23 protein-coding genes are annotated in these 21,475 nt (G+C 67.7%); 8 read left to right on the top strand and 15 right to left on the bottom strand.

Annotated elements, in window-relative coordinates; translation table 11 throughout:
* Positions 1-50 precede the first annotated feature (50 nt).
* From DBR20_RS03280 to DBR20_RS03265, 4 genes are all read left to right on the top strand, one after another.
* Entirely contained in the window at positions 51-545 is a 495-nt protein-coding gene (locus tag DBR20_RS03280; protein WP_108265175.1) for a TPM domain-containing protein, read from the top strand.
* A gap of 84 nt (positions 546-629) precedes the next feature.
* On the top strand, positions 630-1,517 hold the full coding sequence (gene lgt / locus DBR20_RS03275) for a prolipoprotein diacylglyceryl transferase (RefSeq protein ID WP_108265174.1): 888 nt from the start codon (positions 630-632) through the stop codon (positions 1,515-1,517).
* Positions 1,514-2,308 (top strand): thymidylate synthase, encoded by a 795-nt coding sequence (locus DBR20_RS03270; protein WP_108265173.1) that lies wholly within the window; start codon positions 1,514-1,516, stop codon positions 2,306-2,308. The genes lgt and DBR20_RS03270 overlap by 4 nt, the downstream gene beginning before the upstream one ends.
* Positions 2,309-2,313: 5 nt before the next feature.
* The gene (locus DBR20_RS03265) at positions 2,314-2,805 is read left to right on the top strand and encodes a dihydrofolate reductase (RefSeq protein ID WP_108265172.1); all 492 of its coding nucleotides are present in this window, start codon (positions 2,314-2,316) and stop codon (positions 2,803-2,805) included.
* Positions 2,806-2,893: 88 nt separating this feature from the next.
* Here DBR20_RS03265 and DBR20_RS03260 read toward each other — a convergent pair whose 3' ends face one another.
* The 10 genes from DBR20_RS03260 to DBR20_RS03215 all read right to left on the bottom strand — a co-directional run bounded on the left by DBR20_RS03260 (position 2,894) and on the right by DBR20_RS03215 (position 12,756).
* Positions 2,894-3,538 (bottom strand): DUF1287 domain-containing protein, encoded by a 645-nt coding sequence (locus DBR20_RS03260; protein WP_108265171.1) that lies wholly within the window; start codon positions 3,536-3,538, stop codon positions 2,894-2,896.
* Positions 3,535-4,557: a symmetrical bis(5'-nucleosyl)-tetraphosphatase gene (locus DBR20_RS03255; RefSeq protein ID WP_108265170.1), complete on the bottom strand. Its 1,023-nt coding sequence runs from the start codon at positions 4,555-4,557 to the stop codon at positions 3,535-3,537. The genes DBR20_RS03260 and DBR20_RS03255 overlap by 4 nt, the downstream gene beginning before the upstream one ends.
* A gap of 15 nt (positions 4,558-4,572) precedes the next feature.
* Positions 4,573-4,956, bottom strand: a complete 384-nt coding sequence (gene apaG / locus DBR20_RS03250) for a Co2+/Mg2+ efflux protein ApaG (protein ID WP_025877914.1) — start codon at positions 4,954-4,956, stop codon at positions 4,573-4,575.
* A gap of 13 nt (positions 4,957-4,969) precedes the next feature.
* Positions 4,970-5,773 (bottom strand): 16S rRNA (adenine(1518)-N(6)/adenine(1519)-N(6))-dimethyltransferase RsmA, encoded by an 804-nt coding sequence (gene rsmA / locus DBR20_RS03245; RefSeq protein ID WP_108265169.1) that lies wholly within the window; start codon positions 5,771-5,773, stop codon positions 4,970-4,972.
* Positions 5,770-6,750, bottom strand: a complete 981-nt coding sequence (gene pdxA, locus DBR20_RS03240; protein WP_108265168.1) for a 4-hydroxythreonine-4-phosphate dehydrogenase PdxA — start codon at positions 6,748-6,750, stop codon at positions 5,770-5,772. Before pdxA ends, rsmA begins: the two co-directional genes overlap by 4 nt.
* Before the next feature lie 3 nt (positions 6,751-6,753).
* Positions 6,754-8,097: a peptidylprolyl isomerase gene (locus DBR20_RS03235; protein ID WP_108265167.1), complete on the bottom strand. Its 1,344-nt coding sequence runs from the start codon at positions 8,095-8,097 to the stop codon at positions 6,754-6,756.
* Positions 8,094-10,574 (bottom strand): LPS-assembly protein LptD, encoded by a 2,481-nt coding sequence (gene lptD / locus DBR20_RS03230; RefSeq protein WP_229980722.1) that lies wholly within the window; start codon positions 10,572-10,574, stop codon positions 8,094-8,096. Before lptD ends, DBR20_RS03235 begins: the two co-directional genes overlap by 4 nt.
* An 89-nt stretch (positions 10,575-10,663) precedes the next feature.
* Positions 10,664-11,602 (bottom strand): histone deacetylase family protein, encoded by a 939-nt coding sequence (locus DBR20_RS03225; protein ID WP_100551605.1) that lies wholly within the window; start codon positions 11,600-11,602, stop codon positions 10,664-10,666.
* Between the two features lie 6 nt (positions 11,603-11,608).
* Positions 11,609-12,163 carry a cob(I)yrinic acid a,c-diamide adenosyltransferase gene (locus tag DBR20_RS03220; RefSeq protein WP_089238883.1) on the bottom strand — a complete coding sequence of 185 codons (555 nt, stop codon included), beginning with the start codon at positions 12,161-12,163 and terminating at the stop codon, positions 11,609-11,611.
* An 8-nt stretch (positions 12,164-12,171) separates the two neighbouring features.
* On the bottom strand, positions 12,172-12,756 hold the full coding sequence (locus DBR20_RS03215) for a hypothetical protein (protein WP_108265165.1): 585 nt from the start codon (positions 12,754-12,756) through the stop codon (positions 12,172-12,174).
* Between the two features lie 109 nt (positions 12,757-12,865).
* Between DBR20_RS03215 and ubiH the strand changes: the two genes are divergently transcribed.
* Entirely contained in the window at positions 12,866-14,071 is a 1,206-nt protein-coding gene (ubiH, locus tag DBR20_RS03210) for a 2-octaprenyl-6-methoxyphenyl hydroxylase (RefSeq protein WP_108265164.1), read from the top strand.
* Positions 14,068-15,249 carry a UbiH/UbiF family hydroxylase gene (locus DBR20_RS03205; protein ID WP_108265163.1) on the top strand — a complete coding sequence of 394 codons (1,182 nt, stop codon included), beginning with the start codon at positions 14,068-14,070 and terminating at the stop codon, positions 15,247-15,249. Before ubiH ends, DBR20_RS03205 begins: the two co-directional genes overlap by 4 nt.
* Before the next feature lie 169 nt (positions 15,250-15,418).
* Here the strand turns inward: DBR20_RS03205 and DBR20_RS03200 are convergent, their stop codons facing one another.
* The 5 genes from DBR20_RS03200 to DBR20_RS03180 form a co-directional block, all read right to left on the bottom strand.
* The gene (locus tag DBR20_RS03200; protein WP_108265162.1) at positions 15,419-15,817 is read right to left on the bottom strand and encodes a hypothetical protein; all 399 of its coding nucleotides are present in this window, start codon (positions 15,815-15,817) and stop codon (positions 15,419-15,421) included.
* On the bottom strand, positions 15,817-16,884 hold the full coding sequence (gene rlmM, locus DBR20_RS03195) for a 23S rRNA (cytidine(2498)-2'-O)-methyltransferase RlmM (protein WP_108265161.1): 1,068 nt from the start codon (positions 16,882-16,884) through the stop codon (positions 15,817-15,819). The genes DBR20_RS03200 and rlmM overlap by 1 nt, the downstream gene beginning before the upstream one ends.
* Positions 16,868-17,428, bottom strand: a complete 561-nt coding sequence (locus tag DBR20_RS03190) for a nucleoside deaminase (RefSeq protein WP_033830398.1) — start codon at positions 17,426-17,428, stop codon at positions 16,868-16,870. Before DBR20_RS03190 ends, rlmM begins: the two co-directional genes overlap by 17 nt.
* 96 nt (positions 17,429-17,524) lie before the next feature.
* Positions 17,525-18,256, bottom strand: coding sequence for a DUF6348 family protein (locus DBR20_RS03185; protein ID WP_108265160.1), 732 nt, complete (start codon positions 18,254-18,256; stop codon positions 17,525-17,527).
* A gap of 181 nt (positions 18,257-18,437) precedes the next feature.
* The gene (locus DBR20_RS03180) at positions 18,438-20,186 is read right to left on the bottom strand and encodes a glutamine--tRNA ligase/YqeY domain fusion protein (protein ID WP_108265159.1); all 1,749 of its coding nucleotides are present in this window, start codon (positions 20,184-20,186) and stop codon (positions 18,438-18,440) included.
* Between the two features lie 196 nt (positions 20,187-20,382).
* On the opposite strand from DBR20_RS03180, the gene DBR20_RS03175 reads away from it, so the two are divergent.
* Entirely contained in the window at positions 20,383-20,646 is a 264-nt protein-coding gene (locus tag DBR20_RS03175) for a DUF2007 domain-containing protein (protein ID WP_089238899.1), read from the top strand.
* Positions 20,647-20,676: 30 nt separating this feature from the next.
* The gene (msrA, locus tag DBR20_RS03170; RefSeq protein WP_181393010.1) at positions 20,677-21,342 is read left to right on the top strand and encodes a peptide-methionine (S)-S-oxide reductase MsrA; all 666 of its coding nucleotides are present in this window, start codon (positions 20,677-20,679) and stop codon (positions 21,340-21,342) included.
* The last annotated feature ends 133 nt before the right edge of the window (positions 21,343-21,475 follow it).

Here is a 21,475-nt window from a genome sequence, read left to right as displayed (position 1 = left end):
GGCGGTGGTGGCGGCCGTTCCGGTGGCGGCGGCGCCTCGGGGGGCTGGTGATGATCCAGCGTCTCTGCAGGCATCTGTTTTCGCCATCGGTACGCCGGGCGTTTCCGCCGGCCACGCTGCAGGCGATCACCGAGGCAATCGCCGCAGGCGAGCAGCGCCATGGCGGCCAGGTGATGTTCGCGGTCGAGGCCGATCTGCCGCTGCACGCGCTGTGGCACAAGGTGACCCCGCGGCAGGCGGCCGAGCATGCCTTCGCTCGCCTGCGCACCTGGGATACCACCCACAACAACGGTGTGCTGATCTACCTGCTGCTGGCCGACCATGCCATCGAGATCGTCGCCGACCGCGGCCTGCAGGGGCGGGTCGCGCCCGAGCAATGGCAGCGGGTCTGCACCCACCTGCGTGAGGGTCTGCGCGGCTCTCAGCCGGTGGCGGCGCTGCGCGATGCCATCGACGAGGTTTCCACCCTGCTGGAAGGGCACTTTCCGGCCTCGGCGCGGTCCGATCAGGACGGCCTGCCGGACACGCCGCAGATCCTGGGCTGAAGCCCGGCAATCGCGTGACCGGGGCCGCCGCGAGGCCGCTCCCGGGCGGCGCTAGAATATCGGCATCCCTGCAAGGCGCCCTTCATGATCTATTTCCACGACATCGACCCCATCGCCCTCTCGCTGGGACCGATCAAGGTGCACTGGTACGGCATCATGTACCTGCTCGGCTTCACCGCCGCCTGGCTGCTGGGGCGCAAGCGGATCGCCGACGGGCGCCTGCCGGGCGTCGATGCCAACGGTTTCTCCGACCTGCTGTTCTACGCCATGCTCGGCGTGGTGCTGGGCGGCCGCATCGGCTACATGCTGTTCTACGCGCTGGGCGATTTCCTGCACAACCCGCTGCTGCTGTTCAAGGTGTGGGACGGCGGCATGAGCTTCCACGGTGGCCTGCTGGGCGTGATCGCCGCCTGCTGGTGGTGGTCGCGCAAGCACGCATTGCACTTCTTCGACACCATGGATTTCATGGCGCCGCTGGTGCCGCTGGGCCTGGGTTTTGGCCGCGTCGGCAACTTCATCGGCGCCGAGCTGTGGGGCAAGTACACCGACGGCAGCTGGGGCGTGGTGTTCCCGTCCGGCCTGCCGGCGCCGCTGAACCAGCTTGACCACGCTACCCTGCAGTCGCAGTTCGCCAGCGGTGCGCTGAATCAGTTCGCCCGCCATCCGTCGCAGTTGTATGAAGCGCTGCTGGAAGGGCTGGTGATGTTCGTGGTGTTGTGGACGGTGTCGGCCAAGCCGCGCCATCGCTATCTCATCGGAGGCCTGTTCGCGCTGCTGTACGGCATCTTCCGCTTCGCCGTGGAGTTCGTGCGCATGCCCGACAACGGCGTCTATGTGGCGTTCGGCTGGCTGACCAAGGGCCAGATCCTGTGCGTGCCGCTGATCGCCTTCGGCCTGGTGCTGCTGGTGCTGTCGCGCCGCGCGCCGGTGCTGCAGCCGCAGCCGCTGGTGGTCGCCGAGGGCAAGGCATGAAGGCCTACCTGGACCTGCTCTCGCACGTGCTCGAACACGGCGCGGAGAAGAGCGACCGCACCGGCACCGGCACCCGCAGCGTATTCGGCTGGCAGATGCGCTTCAACCTCAACGACGGCTTTCCGCTGGTCACCACCAAGAAGCTGCACCTGCGCTCGATCATCCACGAGCTGCTGTGGTTCCTGAAGGGCGATACCAACATCGGTTACCTCAAGGACAACCAGGTGCGCATCTGGGACGAGTGGGCCGACGAAAACGGCGACCTCGGCCCGGTGTACGGCAAGCAGTGGCGCAGCTGGGCCACGGCCGACGGTGGCAGCATCGACCAGATGCAGTGGCTGGTGGACGAGATCAAGCGCAACCCGGATTCACGGCGGCTGGTGGTCAGTGCCTGGAACGTGGGCGAGCTCTCGCAGATGGCGCTGATGCCGTGCCACAACCTGTTCCAGTTCTACGTGGTGGACGGCAAGCTCAGCTGCCAGCTGTACCAGCGCAGCGGTGACATCTTCCTCGGCGTGCCGTTCAACATCGCCAGCTACGCGCTGCTGACCCACATGGTGGCGCAGGCCACCGGCCTGGGCGTCGGCGATTTCGTGCATACGCTGGGCGATGCGCACCTGTATTCGAACCACTTCGAGCAGGCCCGCGAGCAGCTGTCGCGGGCGCCGCGCGCGCTGCCGACGCTGTGGTTGAACCCGGAGGTGACCAATCTGTTCGGCTTCCAGTTCGACGACATCCGCATCGACGGCTACGATCCGCATCCGGCGATCAAGGCACCGGTGGCGGTGTGAGTACGATGAAGCTGTCGATGGTGGTGGCGCTGGATCGCAACCGCGGCATCGGCCAGGGCAATGCCATGCCTTGGCACCTGCCGGACGACTTCAAGCACTTCAAGGCGTTGACCCTGGGCAAACCGATCCTGATGGGGCGCAAGACCGCCGAATCGATCGGCCGCGTGCTGCCGGGCCGGACCAACCTGGTGCTGACCCGCAGCGGCCAGGTGCCGTTCGAGGGGATGCGTGCGGTGGCCTCGCTGGACGAGGCAAAAGCGATTGCAGAAGGTGAGGGCGCCAGTGAGCTGTGCATCATTGGTGGTGGCGAGATCTTCCGCCAGCTGCTGGACCAGGCCAGTGATCTGTACCTGACCTGGGTGGATGCCGAAGTACCGGCCGACACCCACTTCCCCGAGCTGGACCCGGGTGACTGGCAGGAGGTGAGCAGCGAGCCGCATCCCGCTGACGAACGCCACGCCTACGCCTTCCGCTTCGTGCATTACGTGCGTCGCTGAGCGCGGCTTCCTGTAGGGCCGAGCCATGCTCGGCTGTCGTTGCTGGACATGGCGCGGAGCCGAGCATGGCTCGGCGCTACAGGATCGTTTACGGCATCCGGTAGTGGCCGATGATGGCGTGCTGGAACAGCAGGTTCTCTTCCCGCGTACCACGCGCGATGTTGTGCAGCACCAGCGGCGTGCCGTCGGCCAGGCGCCGGTCGGAGACGATGCCCACGTGCAGCAGGCCGTTGCCGTTGAGCTTCCAGGCAACGATGTCGCCGGCAGCGAAATCGCTGGCGCGCGCACTGATCGGCTGCTGCCAGCCCTGGCGATCGAACCAGCGCATCAGGTTGGGCACGCGCCGATGGTCGATGTTCCGATCCGGTCGTGACAGTCCCCACAGCGCCGGGTAGGCGCTGAAATCAGCGCGCATGTCTTCGTTCACGCGGACCTGCAGGTCCAGCCCCTGCGTACGCAGCGCGCGTATCACCACGTCAGTGCATACGCCGCGATCAGCGGGAACGTCGCCAGCGGGGTAGGCGAGCACCTGATAGGCAGGGTCGTAGCGGGTGGTGACGCCGATCTGCGCGCGGGCGGCAGCGACCAGCGGTGGTGAGGGTGTCGTTGCTGAAGCAGGGGCGGCGGCCTTGTCGGCGCCGGCGGTCGCTGGCGACGACGTGGGCTGGCAGCCGCTGGCCAGGGCCAGCGTCAGCAGCAGCACCGTCCATGGTGCGCGGTTGCCTGGCTTCATGCCGAAGGGGGCGTGCCGTTGTTGTTGTTGCCACCGCCACCGCCACCGCCACCACGGCGGCGGCGCCGACGCGGACCACGGTTGCCGGGGGCGCCGGCCGTTGCAGCGTTGCCGTTGCCCTGGCCGCTGTCCTTGCCTTGCCCTGCCACGCGCTCATGGGCAGGCCGTGCAGGCGGCCGCGCGTTGGCGACCGGTGCCGGCACGTCACGTCCCGGTACCTGCACCACACGCAGCTCATCGGTGTCGAGCCGGATCGCGGTGAGCTTGCCCCCCCACACTGCACCGGTGTCGATCGCGTGGATGCCCTGGGTGATGGTCAGGCCGAGCGCGGACCAATGGCCACAGACCACCTTGAGGTCGCGCTCGACCCGGCCCGGCACTTCGAACCAGGGATATAGCCCCTGTTCCTGGGTGCCCGGGGTGCCCTTGTCCTCGATGCCGATACGGCCGCGCGAGGTGCAGTAGCGCATGCGCGTCAGCACGTTGATGATCGCCCGCGAGCGCTCGTAGCCGGTCAGGTTCGGCGCCCAGCTGGGCTTGTCGCCGTACATGTTGCGGAACAGCTTGCGGTAGCCGGCGCCGTGCAGCTGCACTTCCACTTCGGCCGCATGCTTCTCGGCCATCTGCGTGGTCCACTTCGGCGCCAGGCCGGCATGCACCATCATCCAGCCCAGCTCGCGGTCCACGTGCACCAGTTTCTGCAGGCGCAGCCAGTCCAGCAGCACATCACGGTCTTCGGCCTGCACGATGCGCAGCAGGTCCGGGTTGACCTTGCGCTGTTCCTCTTCGGTGCGCGCACCGACGGCCAGCAGGGAAAGGTCGTGGTTGCCGAGCACCACCACGCTGTGTTCGCGCAGCGAATGCACCAGCCGCAGCGTTTCCAGCGACTGTCCGCCGCGGTTGACCAGGTCGCCGCAGAACCACAGGGTGTCCTGCGCCGGATCGAAGCGGATCTTTTCCAGCAGGCGCTGGGTTACGTCATAGCAGCCTTGCAGGTCGCCGATCGCCCATACACTCATCGTTCGGCCTCCGTGTCAGTGCAGGGTGCGCGGGATGGCCAGCACGAAGGGTGCGACCGGCGCGGCAAATTCGGTGCCATCGTCGGCCACCATGTCGTAATGGCCCTGCATCGTGCCGTGCTCGGTGCCGAGCATGACACCTGAGGTGTAATGGAAGTCTTCACCCGGGCGCAGTCGCGGCTGTTCGCCGATCACGCCATCGCCATCGACATGCTCGACACGGCCGTTGGCATCGGTGATGCGCCAATGGCGTGCGACCAGGCGCGCGGCAACGCGGCCCTGGTTGTGGATGCGGATCGTATAGGCGAACGCATAGCGACCGTCTTCCGGTGCGGATTGGTCGTCGAGGAAGCGCGGTGCGACTTCGACGGAGATGGCGTAAACGTCAGCGTCTTCCATACCAGCAGTGTAATCAGGAGGCATTGGCCAAAGCGATGAATTCAGCCACGTCCAGCTGTTCGGCGCGGGCGTCGGGACGCACGCCGGCGGCCACGAACTGCTCGGCGCTGACCACGTTGTTCAGGGCATTGCGCAGGGTCTTGCGGCGTTGGCCGAAGGCGGCCCTGACCACGTCGGCGAAGCGCTTGTGGTCCTTGATGTTGATGGTGGCCGGGTCGCGCGGTATCAGACGCACCACGGCCGAATCAACCTTCGGCGGCGGCCTGAACGCACCCGGCGGCACCACGAACAGCGAGGTCACCTCGCAGTAGGCCTGCAGCATCACGCTGAGGCGGCCGAACACCTTGCTGCCGGGACCGGCGGCCATGCGATCGACCACTTCCTTCTGCAGCATGAAGTGCATGTCCAGGATCACCGGCGCGTGTTCCAGCGCGTGGAACAGGATCGGCGAGGAGATGTTGTAGGGCAGGTTGCCGACCAGGCGGATCGGCTGGCCATCGGCAAGCTCGGTGAAGTCTACCCGCAGCACGTCGCGGTTGACGATGGTCAACTCGCCCAGCGGTTCGGCGGCGGCGGTCAACGGCGCGATCAGGTCGCGGTCGAACTCGATCACCGTCATCTTCGGGTGCACGCGCAGCAGCGGCAGGGTGATCGCACCCTGGCCCGGGCCGATCTCGACCAGGCGGTCGCCGTCCCTGGGATTGACCGCCATCACGATCTTGTCGATGTAGTAGCGGTCGGCAAGGAAGTGCTGGCCGAGCTGCTTCTTGGCCGGGGCGGAAAACACCGGGCCGGAGGGGGAATGCGGGGAAGTCATGTGCTCAGTGTACGTTGCCGCGCCAGCCGCGCACACAGCGTCGTGGCGGCCTGCAGGCTGGAAGGATCGGCAATGCCGCGGCCGGCAAGATCCAGCGCGGTGCCGTGGTCCACCGCCAGGCGCGGGTAGGGCAAGCCCAGGGTCAGGTTCACCGCCTGCTCGAAGCCGGAGTACTTCAGCACCGGCAGGCCCTGGTCGTGGTACATGGCCAGCACGGTGTCGAAGCCGGCCAGCTTGGCTGGCAGGAACGCGGTATCGGCCGGCAGCGGGCCGATCAGGTCCATGCCCTCGTCGCGCAGGCGCTGCAGCAAGGGGATGACCAGATCCAGTTCCTCGCGACCGAGGTGGCCGTCTTCACCGGCATGCGGGTTCAGGCCAAGCACGGCGATGCGCGGCGCGGCCAGGCCGAACTCGCGGCGCAGCGCGGCATGCACGGTGCGCAGCGTGTGTTCCAGACCGGGGGCGGTGATCGCATCGGCGACCTCACGCAGCGGCAGATGGGTCGTGGCCAGGGCAACGCGGACGATGTCGTTGGCCAGCATCATTACCACCTTCACCCCGGCCTGGTCGGCCAGCAGTTCGGTGGTGCCGCTGTAGGCGATACCGCCCTGGTTGATCACCGCCTTGTGCACCGGGCCGGTCACCACGCCGTGCAGTTCACCGGACAGGCAGGCCTGACCGGCACCCAGCAGGGCCGCAATCACTGCGCCTGCGTTGGCAGGGTCGGTATGGCCGAAACGGCTGGGGGTGCTGTTGGCGACGGCGCGCAGGCGCAGGTCGCCTGGGACGCGGGCATGCGCGTCCTCGGGCAGCAGCTGCAGGGGCAGGTTCAGCGCGGCAGCGGCCGCGCGCAGGGTGTCCGGGTCGGCGAATGCCAGCAGCCGGCAATCATCGCGCGGCTGCTGGACCAGTCGGACACACAGCTCCGGGCCGATCCCGGCGGGCTCGCCCGGTACCAGAGCGAGCTCGGGGAGCATGGCTCAGGACTGCGGAGGCGTGGCGGTATTTTCCGCCCGGTCACCGCTGCGGAAGCTGACGAAGGCTTCGCCACGCAGCTCCTGCAGGAAGCGGTTGTACTCGTCTTCCAGCTTGCGGCGACCGATGGTCTCGCGGACCTGGGCGCGCTGGTTGTCACTGCCGACGTCGGTCTGGCGGGTGCCCACGCGCTGCACGATGTGCCAGCCCGCATCGGTGCGGAACGGCTGGCTGACGCCGCCGTCCTGGATGCCCGACACCTGCTGGCCGAAGGCCGGGCCGAACGCGTCGGCCGGGAACCAGCCCAGATCGCCGCCCTGGCCCTTGCTGTTGGTGTCCTCGGACGATTCCTTGGCCACCTGCTGGAAGTCGGCACCGCCGACAACGCGGGCGCGCAGGGTATCGATCTTGGCCTTGGCGGCCGCATCGGACTGTGCATCGTCCACGCGCACCAGGATATGGCGGCCGTGGTACTCGGTGACAGTGTGGGTGCCTGCCGCCGCGCTGGCGTCACGCACTTCCACCAGCTTCAGCAGCTGGAAGCCGCTCGGGCCACGGATCGGGCCAACCACTTCGCCAGCCTTCATCTGCTGCATCGTCTGTGCGAACGCCGCCGGGATTTCATCCAGGGTGCGCCAGCCGAGGTCGCCGCCTTCCAATGCATTGGGGCTGTCGGAATAGCGAACGGCCGCCGCATTGAAGTCCAGTTCGCCCTTGTCCAGCAGCGCCTTCACGCCGTCGGCCTTCTTCTGGCCGGTAGCGATCTGCTCGGCGGTGGCACCGTCGGGCAGGGCGACCAGGATGTGTGCCAGGTGGAACTGGTTGCCGGCATCGGCCTGCTGCTTCAGGGCAGCATCGACCTCGCCTTCGCTGACGCTGATGCGGCTCTGCGCAAAGCTCTGGCGCAGGCGCTGCACGGTGATCTCGTCACGCACCGAAGCGCGGAAATCGTTGAAGTCGATGCCGTCATGGGCCAGGCGCTGACGCAGGGCGTCCAGGGTCGAACCGTTCTGCTGGGCGATGGCATTCATCGCCTGGGTCAGTTCCTGGTCACCGACATGGATACCGCTGCCCTGTGCACGGGCCACCTGCAGCTTGACCAGCACCAGGCGCTCGAGCACCTGACGGCTGAGCACATCATCAGGGGGCAGCTGGGCCTCGCGGCCGGCGTACTGCGCCTTGATGTTGGCGATCGCACGCTGGAGCTCGCTCTGCAGGATCACGTCCTCATCGACGACAGCAGCGATGCGGTCCAACGGCTGGGCCTCCTGCGCAAGAACCTGCAGGGGGGCGGACACGCTGGACACCGCCAGAAGCGATGCGAGGAGAACGGGGAAGCTCTTGGTCATGGGATCAGATTCGGATCGTAGTCATCGCGGGTCGCGCCGGTGTTGCTGGGCGGCACGAGATAGAGGTCGTCGCGGTTGTAGCCGAGGATAGCACGGCGCAAAGTGCGGTCCGTGTCCTGGCCGAGGGAGCTCAAGCCCTTGAGCACGAACTCGAGCTGGATGGAGTTGTTCATTTCGCCTTCGCGGTTGCGCACATAGCGGCGGGCCACGGCGCGCACGGCCAGGCAGCAGCTGTCCCACTGTACGCCACCGATGATCTCCAGCGGTTCCTTGTCCTGGATCGAATAGTAGTAACGGCCCACCAGGCTCCAGCGCTCGTTCAGCGGGTACAGGAACGACAGGTCGGCCTGTTCCAGCAGGGTGCGGTCGTGCTTGTTGGCGGTGGCCGGGGCGCCGGAATTGATGCGGTAGCGGTAGGTCAGGTTGACCACGCCGTCGTTGGACATCAGGTAGCGGGCACGCACGCTGGCCAGATCCTCGCGCTTGTACTTGGGATCCCACTGATAGGTGGCGCCCAGCGTCCAGCGGTCGTTGATCATGTAGTTGCCGTCGGCGATCCAGGCCGACTTGCCCTTCTCCACCGGCGCGCCACCGGGAGTCACGGACACCCGCGATTCGTCGAAGTACTGGATCTGGCCGATGGAGGCCGAGAAGCGCTCCTTGCCGGTGGTCTGGTCGATGAAGCGGGTACCCAGCGCCAGGGTCAGCTGGTTGGCGTCGTTCTGGCGATCGGCACCGGTATAGCGCGAATCGCGGAACAGCTGGCCCCAGCTGAAGGTGAAGTCGCGGGTATCGAAGATCGGCAGCTCGTCCTGGTTGCGGTAGGGCGTGCGCAGGTAGAACAGGCGCGGTTCCAGGGTCTGCAGGAACGACCTGCCACCGAGGGTGGTCTCACGATCGAAGAACAGGCCGGCATCGAGGCTGGCGATCGGCAGGCTGCGGCTGGGCGAGGTATTGCCGCGCAGCTGTTCCGGCGTGGCCGTGTTCGGATCGATGCCCTGCGAGACCAGGATGCTCCTGCGGGTGGCATCGGCCAGCCCGCGGTCCAGCTCGTAGCCGGTGTAGCGGTAGGCCAGCGTCGGGGTGATGTACCAGGCCGCGCCGCTGATCGGGAACGACACGTAGGGCTTCACATCCAGGCGCGAGCCGCCGTACATGCGCTGGGTCTGGCCGTTGCGCGTGTACTGCAGGTCGGGGCCCGCCTCGGCGCCGTACTTCAAGTTGATGTCGTCGTGGGTGAAGCGCACGGCCTCGGCGTAGACACCGGTCTCCAGCCACGGCAGCAGCGGCTTGTCCCAGTTGAGGAACAGGCGTGGCTGGCGGTTGTACGGCAGCGCGCTCTCGTTGAGGGTGTAGTCGGTCAGCTGCCAGCGGTCGGCCATGATGCCGGCCGTCCAGTTCTTGCCGGTGCCATACAGGCCGACGGTGCTCTGCAGGTTCGAGGCGGTGACGCCCACCAGGCGGTTGGCGAAGTCCTCCACGTAGCGCTCGTCGCTGACCCAGGCCAGGTTGGCACGGGCCTGCCAGTGGCTGTCCACGTTGTGGTAGCCACCGAATATCACCTGGCCGCGGTCGCGGTCGCGCAGCTTGTCGTTGGGCATGAACGCGGTGATCAGTTCGCCGCGGCCGCCTTCATAGAGGTAGCGGAACTCGTTGTCGAGCATCAGGCCGCGCCGGCTCATGTAGCGCGGGGTCAACGTGTCGTCGTAGTTCGGCGCCAGGTTGAAGTAGATCGGCTGTGCGTAATCGAAACCGTTGCGCCCGGACATGCCCAGCTGCGGGAACAGCAGGCCGGTCTTGCGCCGGTCATCGATCGGGAACTTGAAGTAGGGCGCCCACAGGATCGGCACCTTGCCGATCCGCAGCACCGCGTTGCGGGCGGTGCCGAAGCCCTCGTCGTTGTCGACTTCGATCTCCGGCGCGGTCAGCCGCCATACCGGCTGCGACGGGTCGCAGGTGGTGTAGGTGGAGCGGTGCATCTGCCCGACCGCGCCCTGCAGGTCGACCGATTCGGCTTCGCCATTGCCGCGGCGGGACACCAGCTGGTACTGGATGTCGGTGATCTTGTGGGTGTCGCTTTCCTGGTTGCCCTCGGCGCGCTTGGCGACCATCCGGATCGACGCATCCTGGTAACGGACGTTGCCGTCGGCGACGTAGTTGCCGCTTTCGGTATCGAAGCTGAGCTTGTCGGTACCCACGAACTGGTCGCCCCGGCGCAGCGCCACGTTGCCCTGATACTGCGGCACGGTGGTGGTGCCCAGCAGCTGGTCGCCCTCGATGTCGGTGGGCTGCTGCTCGCGCGCAGCGCTGGCGGCAGCCTTGTCCTGGCCGGGCACCGGCGTCGGCGCGTCGGTGAACGCAGGGATCACGTCCGTGGCCGGGCAAAGGCCCCAGTTGAGCGGCTTGTCATCAGCCCATGCCGGAAGGCAGACGGCGATGCTCAGGGGCAGGGGAAGCAGGCGGAGGGCTCGGCGCACGCGGTTCGGATTCGGGCGAAAACGGACGGTAGCTTGCCCCATCCCTTGCATAGGGGCAATGAAGGCCTCCCCGGATTGCCGGTTCGGGTTCATCCAGGCCCGTTGCCGGAAGGCGTCGCCATCAGTGCCTGCAGATGGGCCACGCTGCACTCGGCCAGGGCCTGCAGGTCGTATCCCCCCTCCAGCATCGACACCACCCGACCGGCGGCATGGCGGCGTGCCAGTGCGTGCAGTTCGCGGGTGATCCAGGCGAAATCGTCGGTCTCCAGCATCAGGTCGGCCTGCGGATCGCGCAGGTGGGCGTCGAAGCCTGCCGAGATCAGCAGCAGCTGGGGGCGGAAGTCGTCGATCGCCGGCAGCATCTCGTCGGCCCAGACGTTGCGGAAGCGGAAGCCGCCACTGCCCGGTGGCAGCAGGATGTTCATCAGGTTGCCGGCGCCGCGGTCACGGCGCAGGCCGGATTCGGGGAACAGTCCGGCCTGGTGGGTGCTGTAGTAGGACACCCGGGCGTCGTGCTGGAAGATGTCCTGGGTGCCATTGCCGTGGTGGACATCGAAGTCGACCACCGCGATCCGTTCCAGACCGTGGCGGTCGCGGGCGTAGGCGGCGGCGATGGCGATGTTGTTGAGCAGGCAGAAGCCCATCGCGGTGCTGCTGGTGGCATGGTGGCCGGGCGGGCGCACCGCGCAGAAGGCCAGCGGATCCTCACCCAGCATCACCGCATCGACGGCCGCGACACCTGCACCGGCGGCATGCACCGCGGCACTGGCCGAGCCCGGCGAGGTCCAGGTGTCCATGTCCAGCTGGCGCAGCGGCGCGGTCTGCGGTTGCAGCACCAGATCCAGCAGCGCGCTGTCGTGGACCCGGGTCAGTTCACCGAACTTGGCTGGCGGCGCTTCGCGCCACTCCAGCTGGCCGGGGAAGGCCTCATGCAGCGCGTCGAGCACCACCTGCAGGCGTTGCGGGCATTCAGGATGGCCAGGGCCGGGATCGTGCAGCAGGCAGGCGGGATGGGTGAAGACCAGCATGGCGGCTCAGCGCTGGCGATGCTGTGGTTGCCACAGCGCTTCGCCGTGGCCATCGGCCCGTGCCAGCACCCGTGCCAGCACGAACAGCAGGTCGGACAACCGGTTGAGGTACTGCAGCGCTTCGCTGCGCACCGGTTCAACACGGGCCAGGGCCACCGTGTCGCGCTCGGCGCGGCGGACGACAGTGCGCGCCAGGTGGCAGCGCGCGGCGGCCTCGCCACCGGCCGGCAGGATGAACTCCTTCAGCATCGGCAGGTCGGCGTTGTAGTGGTCCAGCTGCTGTTCCAGGGCCGATACGTCGGCGGCGTGGATCGCGGCATGGCCGGGAACGCACAGTTCAGCGCCCAGATCGAACAGCTGGTGCTGCAGGTGCACGACCAGCGCGCGGACGTCCTCCGGCAGCGGCACGGCGAGCAACAGGCCGAGCGTGGCATTGGCTTCGTCGACGGTGCCATAGGAGGCAACGCGCAGATCATCCTTGCCGACCCGGCTGCCGTCACCCAGGCCGGTGCTGCCGTCGTCGCCGGTGCGGGTGTAGATGCGCGAGAGGCGATGACCCATGGCGCGGCTCAGTGGTGGATGTCGCGGCGGGCCTGCAGGAGCTTGAGCACCTGCTCCACGGCCAGCTGCAGTGCGGCGGCCAGGGCCACGTAGATCGCGGTGGTGCGTAGGTAGGGACCGAACCACTGTGCGTAGTTCTGCGCCCAGCCGGCCACGGTCGGCTCGGCCACGTTCTGGCTGGTCCAGTAGAAACCGCCCTGTGCCAGCAGATGGCACAGCGCCACCGACGCCAGCAGCAGCAACGCACCCTTGCCCAGCACCGACCACTGCGCGCTGCGGTAGTTGCGGCCCAGCAGCATGCCGCCGGCCCACATGGCGAAGTACGCCGGCAACAGCAGCCAGTAACCCGGCGACACGCAGTAGTGCTGCCAGAAATCGAGGCCGCTGCTGCGGATCACGATCCAGTCGACCAGCACCGCGAACACCATCAGCAGCGGGAAGGCCCAGCGGGTCCAGCGGGCGAGATAGAAGCCGCCGATGAAGAACACGGCCCAGGAGGCGTCCGGGATTGCCGCGAAGTGATTGACGCGGGTCGCCGCCAGCAACAGCACGAGCACTGACAGGACGAAGGCGCGGGGTGCGGAGTCGGACATGGCGGTGGGGGCCGGAGCGGATTCAGGTTTCATTCTAGCCCGGCGCGACGCTTGGCGCAGGCGGGGCCGTGCCGGGCATGCAGGCGCGGCGAGCGCGTATCATGCGCCCATGAGTGAACGACATGACGTGCTGATCGTCGGTGGTGGTCTGGTGGGTGCCAGCCTGGCCATCGCCCTGGACCGGCTGGGCCGCGACGTGGGCCTGCTCGAAGCCAGCCCGGCGGGCGAACTGCCAGCGGTGTTCGACCAGCGCAACCTCAGTTTTGCCGCAGCCACCATCAACGCGCTGACCGCGCTGGGGGTCATGCAGAAACTGTCGATGGCGCCTGGCCCGATCCGTCGCATCCATGTCAGCCGCGCCGGTGATTTTGGCCGCGTGCAGCTCGATGCAGCAGATTACGACCGGCCGTGGTTCGGCCAGGTGGTGGTGGCGCGTGATTTTGGCCAGGCGCTGGAAAGCCGGCTGCAGGAGCTGCCACGCCTGCGCCGCTACCGGCCGATGCGTTTCCTTGGTCTGGGCGAAGTCATTGACGGTTTCCGCCAGGTGCGGGTGGCCGATGACAGCGGCGAGCGCGTGCTGCTGGCGCGGCTGGTGGTTGGTGCCGACGGCACCAGCAGCGGCGTGCGCGATGCGTTGGGCATCGAGGTCGATCGCCACGATTTCCAGCAGACGCTGTTCGTGGCCCGCGTGCGCAGCCAGCGTGCGCCCGATGGCACCGCCTGGGAGCGCTTCACCGATACCGGCCCGACGGCATTGCTGCCGCGTGGCGACCGCCATTTCGGCACCGTGCATGGCGTTGCCCGTGACCAGGCCGAAGCGGTGATGGCGCTGGACGACACCGCGTGGCTGCAGCGCCTGCAGCAGGCCATCGGCTGGCGTGCGGGTCGCCTGCTCGACTCCGGTCCGCGCAGCGCCTATCCGTTGATCCAGGTACTGGCGCGCGCGCTGGTGGGGGAGCGCACGGTGCTGCTTGGCAATGCCGCGCAGACCATCCACCCGCTGGGTGCACAAGGCTTCAACCTCGGCCTGCGCGATGCATTGACGTTGGCCGAGCTGCTGGAAGTGGAGGGCGACGCCGGCAGTGATGCGCTGCTGCGGTCCTACGTAGCCCGCCGCGAGGAGGATCGACGACAGACGGTGGCGTTCTCCGGCGGTCTTGCCCGGCTGACCAGCAATCCGGCGCCGCTGTTGCGCCCCCTGCGCAGCCTGGGCCTGGTGGCTGCACAGCGCGCCTCGGTGCAGTCGATGCTGGTCGGTGGTGCGATGGGCTTCCGTGGCGACGTGCCGCGTCTGTGCCGTGGAGAAGCCGCATGAACCGGCGCGCACGCCTGGACGTGGCCATTGTGGGCGGCGGCGTGGTAGGTGCTGCCTGTGCGCTGGCCCTGGCCGACGCTGGTCTTGCAGTGGCATTGGTGGAAGGTCGTGAACCTGCGCCGTGGCAGGCCGCACAGCCGGACCTGCGGGTGTTCGCCTTCGCCGCCGACAACGTGCAGCTGCTGCAGCGTCTCGGCGTGTGGCCGACGATCGCGCAGGCGCGCGCCTGGCCGTACCGGCGCATGCAGGTGTGGGACGCGGCCGGTGGCGACGACCTGCTGTTCGACGCGGACCGCTTCGGCCGTCGCGAACTGGGTTTCATCGTCGAGAACGGCCTGCTGCAGGATCGCCTGTGGGCGGCGCTGCCGGCCGCCGGCGTGGAGCTGCATTGCCCGGCACGCGTGGAAGCGCTTGAGCAGGACGAGCATGGTGTGCGCCTGCGCCTGGATGATGGCCGTCGCATCGAAGCCGCGCTGGCCGTGGCTGCCGACGGTGCGGAATCGACCCTGCGCGGACTGGCCGGGATCGAGGTCGAGCGCCACGATTACCAGCAGCGCGGCGTGGTCGCCTATGTGGACAGCGAGCTGCCCAACCAGGCCACGGCCTGGCAGCGCTTCCTGCCGAGCGGTCCGCTGGCGTTGTTGCCGGTGGCCGAGCGTCGCAGCTCCATCGTCTGGACGTTGCCCGACGACGAGGCGGCACGCGTACTGGCGCTGGACGAAGACGCATTCAATCGTGAGCTGACCCGCGCCTTCGCCGCGCGCCTGGGCGAACTGCGGCTGGCCTCGCCGCGCGCGGCGTTCCCGCTGCGCCGGCAGCTGGCCCGCCACTACGTGGCCGGTCGCGTGCTGGCGCTCGGTGATGCCGCCCATGTGGTGCACCCGCTGGCCGGGCAGGGCGTCAACCTCGGCCTGCGCGACGTCGCCGCCCTGCAGCACTGGCTGGCGCCATCGGCCGAACGGCGTGGGCAACCCCGGTTGTCGCCGCAGCGCGTGCAGCGCTGGGCGCGCGAGCGTCGCAGCGACAACCAGATCGCCGCCTACAGCTTCGACGCGATCAACGGGCTGTTCTCCAACGATGAAATGCACCTGACCCTGGCGCGTGGCCGCGCGTTGGGCTGTGTGGGCAAGTGGCCGTCGCTGGTGCAGGCCTTCTGGAAGCGCGCCGCAGGGGTGTGACCGCTGGGTGCCAACCAAGGTTGGCGCGCGTGCCCCGGATCATCCACCGGTAGCGCCGGGCCATGCCCGGCGAGCGCGCAGTGCGGTTCATGGAATCCGCCGGGCATGGCCCGGCGCTACCGCCGTCGGTAGATCCACGCCATGCGTGGATACCGTTACCGCAGCGGCCTCAATCCACCAGCCAACCGGCCAGATCGGCGCTGTCCAGTTTGCCGCGACGCTTCACGTCCAATGCGTTGAACTCATCGGCAAGCGCCGGGGTCACCTGCGCCTCCTCACGGCTGATGAAGCCATCACCGTCCACGTCCAGCTCGGCGAAATGGATGCGGTACTGGCCGACCACGCTGGCCGGCGCCAGCGAACGCACCGTTACCGGGGTTTCGCCCAGCGGCACCACGATGTCGACGCTGCCGGTCACCCGGCCTGCCGACAACGACTGCTGTCGGACCACGCCACTGTCATCGCGCAGCGGAGCACTCTGCGCCGGCTGCGGACGCATCGGCTGTGCCAGTGCCGGCGATGCCAGCAACGCGGTACACAGCAGAAGGAAAATGCGCGGGGCGTTCATCAGCGCAGCGGCGACGCCAGCACCGTGATTTCCTCACGGTCGTGGTACAGCTGCTTGGCACGCACCACCAGCGGCTTGCCGGCCTGGTCCTGGAACAGGTCCAGGCACAGGCGCGTCTCGTCCCAGCGCTTCTTCATCGGCAGCTTCAGGTTGAAGATCGCGTGCCTGCACCAGCCTTCGCGGAACCAGGTGGCCATGCGTTCGGCAACGCGACGCGGTTGCTCGACCATGTCGCAGACCATCCAGTCCAGCGACTGCTCCGGGTGCCAATGGAAGCCATCGGCGCGCAGGTGTTCGACCAGGCCGGTGTCCAGTACGTGCTGGCGCAGCGGGCCGTTGTCGATGCTCAGCACATGCACGTGCTGGCGGGTCAGTACCCAGGTCCAACCGCCCGGTGCGGCGCCGAGGTCGGCCGCGCGCATGCCCGGGCGAACCAGCGCTTCGCGTTCTTCCGGGGCAAGCAGCGTCAGCAGTGCCTCGTCCAGCTTCAATGCCGAGCGCGAGGGTGCGTCGGGCAACAGCTTCAGGCGCGGAATGCCCAATGCCCAGGGGGCACTGTCGTCCGGGTTGGCCACGCAGATGAAAGCATGGGTGCCATCGACGAACACCACGTGCAGGCGCGGCAGGCGTGCGTTGGGTTTGTCGCTGAGTTTGCCGGCCTTGCGCAGCGCCGGGCGCAGGGCATTGCCGAACGCTCGCGCAAGCCCGGACAGCGGTTTGCCAGCGTCCGAATCGGGATGCTCCACCCACAGATCACCGAAGCGCGGCGCATCGGCCAGCACTTCCAGCATCGGGGTGATGCGGTCGGCCGGGTCCAGCTGCGGCAGCTCGGCCAGCACCACCAGTTTCTGGCGGGCGAAGATCAGCTCGCGCCACGGCAGTCGCGGTGCGAGCGCCGCCGCTTCATCGCACATGAAGAGCACGTAGCCATCATTGCGCTGGGTGCGGGCGTAACCGGCAAAACCGGCAGCGCCTGCGCGGAACTGCAGTTCGCCGGCCAGCTCGGGCTCGAAGCCCTGCCGGCACAGGCACAGCAGACCGATGCCGGTCTCAGTAACGGGCGCCATCGCTTTCCCCATAGGCACGCAGCACGCTGCGCGCCGCATCGCGGTTCAGACCCTGCACCACTTCGATGCCGCGCTTGTTGAGTTCGCCCACCCAGTCGGCCGGCAGCGGGCCTTCATCGAACGGGGTCAGCTCTTCCACGTCGGCCGAACTGGCGCCGATCAGCAGGCGGTCGATGCCGGCCCACACGGTGGCGCCATAGCACTGGCAGCACGGCTGCGAGCTGGTGGCCAGGGTGATCGGCGACAGCACCGCGTTCAGGCGCGGGGTCTGCAGGCGCTGCTGGGCCAGCATGTAGGCCATGTTCTCGGCGTGCGCCAGCGAGGTCGAGTGCGGCATCACCCGGTTCACGCCGGCGGCGATCACCTTGTCATCCGGCCCGAATACCACGGCGCCGAACGGGCCGCCGCTGGCGTGGTCGACATTCAGCCGCGACAGCTCGATCGCCAGCGCGACCTTGGCCTCGTCGCCCGGATATCGCCGATCCAGGTCGATCTGGTCGTGGATCCAGGCAGGAAGGGTCAGGTGGACTTGCGCGTACAGCATCGCGGGGGTGCCTCGTTGGGAGTGAAAGGAACAGGTGCAACAGATATCGGCGCGCAGTGTAGCGGCAGTGGCATGTACCGGGCGTGCGCGCTGGGTTCAGGCCGGCGACGGTGAGCCGGTGCGGATCACCACGTACTGCTTGCGGAACTCCAGTCCCGCCTGCGGCCAGCGCGCGGCATAGGCGCGCAGCAGTGGCAGGGCAGGGGCGAAGTCATGGCCGTTGACCCGGCAGTCGGCTTCGCACTGGCCCTGCTCGTCGCGCGACGCGAACAGGCGGATGGCCAGGAAGTGGTGGGCCTTCAGCAGGTCGTCGAAGGCGTCGATGCTCTTGGTGAACAGGCAGCAGGGGCAGGAGCCGTGGTCATCCTCGCTGCACGCGGCAGCGTCGTCCAGTTCGCGGGCGCGGTAATGGGCCAGCGGCCCCAGCACCACGGTGCGCTCGTGTTCTTCGCCTTCGTCGCCGGTCGGGTAGGTCAGCCCCATCATCGGCAGATCCGGCGCGTCTTCGGCACCGACGGCCGCCTGCAGGGTCGCCAGATCCACCCGCACCCAGGTGTCGAAGCCGGACAGCAACGACTCCTGTTCGGTCGCGCCATTGGCATGCTGGTATTCGAACAGGCCATCGGCGAACAGGCCGGCGTGGCGAGTCTCGATGACGGTGGAGGTCTGCCAGCCGCCGTTGTCGCGTTCGTTGCTGGAGACGCTGTGCGGCGTCAGCTGCAGGCCGCTGTCGAGCCGCAGGTCGTTACCTTCGACGGTGCAGGCGATGTCACGGCCCAGCAGGACCTGTTGCAGCAGCGGCAGAAGTGCACTCGGGGCAGCGGACATGGCAGGGCCTGACAGGGACGAGGAGGGGATGATGATGCAGGCAGCGGCTGCGCGATGGCATTGCGTTCCTGCGCTCGCGCAGCAAAGCCTGCCGTTACCGAGGGTCGGCTACGCAGGCTTCAGCAGAGGATGAGGCAGTTGCAGGATGACGCGGGCGCCTTCGCGGCGCCCGCGCAGGTACTCAGGCCGACCAGGTGTCGCGCAGGGTCACGCTGCGGTTGAACACCGGCTTGGCTTCGGTGTGGTCGCGGCGGTCGGCAACGAAGTAGCCGGTGCGCTCGAACTGGAACGACTGTTCCGGCGCAGCGGTGGCAGCAGCCGGCTCGACATAGCCGGTGACGGTGCGGCGCGATTCCGGATTGAGGTAGTCGCGGTAGGTCTTGCCTTCCGATTCGTCGTCCGGATTCGGTACCGAGAACAGGCGGTCATACAGGCGGATTTCGGCCGGCACGCCGTGCACCGCGCTGACCCAGTGGATGGTGCCCTTGACCTTGCGGTTGGCGCCTTCCATGCCCGGGCGCGATTCCGGATCCAGCCAGCCGCGCAGCTCGGTGATGGTGCCGTCGGCATCCTTGATCACTTCGTCGCAGCGGATGATGCCGGCGCCGCGCAGGCGCACTTCACCACCGGGAACCAGGCGCTTCCAGCCCTTCGGCGGCACTTCAGCGAAGTCCTCGCGGTCGATCCACACCTCACGTGCGAACGGCACGTCGCGGGTACCGAAGCTTTCGTCCTTCGGGTGGTTGCTGAAGGTCAGCTGCTCTTCGTGGCCTTCGGCCAGGTTGGTCAGCACCAGCTTGACCGGGTCGACCACGGCCATGCGACGCGGCGCGGCGCTGTCCAGGTCTTCGCGCAGCGCGCCTTCCAGCACGCTGAAATCGATCATCGAATTCTGCTTGCTGATGCCCACGCGCTCGGCGAACAGGCGCATCGTCGCCGGCGTGTAGCCACGGCGACGCAGGCCCTGCAGGGTCGGCATGCGCGGATCTTCCCAGCCGTCCACCAGCTGTTCGGTGACCAGCGCCATCAGCTTGCGCTTGCTCATCACCGTGTAGTTGATGTTCAAGCGCGAGAACTCGATCTGGCGCGGCTTGGCCGCTTCGCGCGGCAGGCCGGCGTCGACCAGCGGCTGGGTCAGCGCGTCATCGTGGGCGAAGTCGACGTTGTCCACGCACCAGTCGTACAGCGGGCGATGGTCTTCGAATTCCAGCGTGCACAGCGAGTGGGTGATGCCCTCGATCGAATCGCCCAGTGCATGGGCGAAGTCGTACATCGGGTAGATCGGCCACGCGTTGCCGGTGTTCTGGTGCTCGACGTGCTTGATGCGGTACAGCGCCGGATCGCGCAGGTTGATGTTGCCGCTGGCCATGTCGATCTTGGCGCGCACGGTACGCGCGCCATCGGGGAATTCACCGGCACGCATGCGGCGGAACAAGTCGAGGTTTTCCTCGACGCTGCGCTCGCGCCACGGCGAGGGACGACCCGGTTCGGTCAGGGTGCCGCGGTAGGCGCGCACTTCCTCGGCCGACAGGTCGCACACATAGGCCTTGCCGTCGGCGATCAGCTTCTCGGCGGCCAGGTAATAGGTCTGGAAGTAGTCCGAGGCATGGCGCAGCTCGTTCCACTCAAAGCCCAGCCAGCGCACGTCGTCCTGGATCGCAGCCACGTACTCCGGGTCTTCCTTGGCCGGGTTGGTGTCGTCGAAACGCAGGTTGCAGACGCCGCTGAATTCACCGGCGATGCCGAAGTTCAGGCAGATCGACTTGGCGTGGCCGATGTGCAGGTAGCCGTTCGGCTCCGGCGGGAAGCGGGTCTTGATCGCCTGGTGCTTACCGCTGGCCAGGTCCTCGCGCACGATCTGGCGGATGAAATCACGCTTCTCGTGGCTGTCGGCGGGGGTCTCGGGACTGGCGGGGGTGTGCTCTGACATGAGTCGGCGAAAGTAAGGCAGAAAGATTGCCAGTCTAACGCTTACCGGGAAGGGCTGCCCGGGCTGCCGCTACGCTCGCCGGGCATGGCCCGGCGCTACCATCCCGCACCGGTAGCGCCGGGCCATGCCCGGCGAGCGCAGCGGCACCATTCATCCCCCGGGCGTATGCTGGAATCCTGTCCCACGGAGCTGCCCCATGCACATCGTGTACAAGGCCGACAATCTGTTCGACGCCCACCTGGTCAAGCACGCGCTGGAAGACGCCGGCATCCCGGCCTTCGTGTTCGGCGAGTCGCTGCTGGGTGGCATGGGCGAGCTGCCGCTGTTCGGCGTGCTGCGGGTCGGTATCCCCGACGCCGCGCGACCACAGGCCGAGGACATCGTCGCCGCGCTGGACTTGGGCCACGCCCCCGGCGACCCCATTTCAGATGCCGACGACATTGCCGGCCTTCCGGCGTAGGAGCGCATCATGTTGGGAATCGGACAGGGCATCCTCGGCATCGGGGCCTTCAAGCAGCGCCTGCCGCGCCCGGAAGAAGCGCTGCCGGGCCGCGAGCAACCGCTGCCGCTGCACAGCAACCAGCACTTCGTGAACAGCCATCCGCTGAAGGACCGGTTCGCCGGCCTGCAGCAGATCCGCTTCGCGCTGGGCTGCTTCTGGGGTGCCGAGCGCAAGTTCTGGAGCGAACCGGGGGTGTACAGCACCTCGGTGGGCTATGCAGGCGGCATCACCCCGAACCCCACCTATGAAGAGGTCTGCTCGGGCCTGACCGGCCACACCGAGGTGGTGCAGGTGGTGTTCGACCCGGCGGTGGTGAGCCTGGAGCGCCTGCTGCAGCTGTTCTGGGAAAGCCACGACCCGACCCAGGGCATGCGCCAGGGCAACGACACCGGCACCCAGTATCGTTCGGCGATCCACGCCACCGATGAGGCGCAGTACGCGGCGGCGCTGGCCAGTGGCGAGGCCTACCAGGCGCAGTTGGCCGCAGCGGGCTATGGCCCGATCACCACCGAGATCGTGTATCCGGCACCGGCGTATTACTACGCCGAGGACTATCACCAGCAGTACCTGGCGAAGAATCCGAACGGTTACTGCGGTATCGGCGGCACCGGCGTGAGCTGCCCGATCGGGCTGGATGTGGAGGTGCCGCGCTGACGCGCGGTGGTCCGCCTGCGGCGGGCAGAAGCTGAAAGCAACGGCCAAAGCCAAAGCCAAAGCCAAAGCGGCTCTGGGTTTCTGCGGGTTGGGTGGGGCGGTGTGGGTTGGCAGGACACGCCGTAAACCCATC

It is taken from the genome of Stenotrophomonas sp. HMWF023 (assembly GCF_003060985.1).
Lineage (GTDB): Bacteria > Pseudomonadota > Gammaproteobacteria > Xanthomonadales > Xanthomonadaceae > Stenotrophomonas > Stenotrophomonas lactitubi.
Note: the sequence above shows the minus strand (reverse complement) of the source record. Positions and strands in the feature narration are given on the sequence as shown.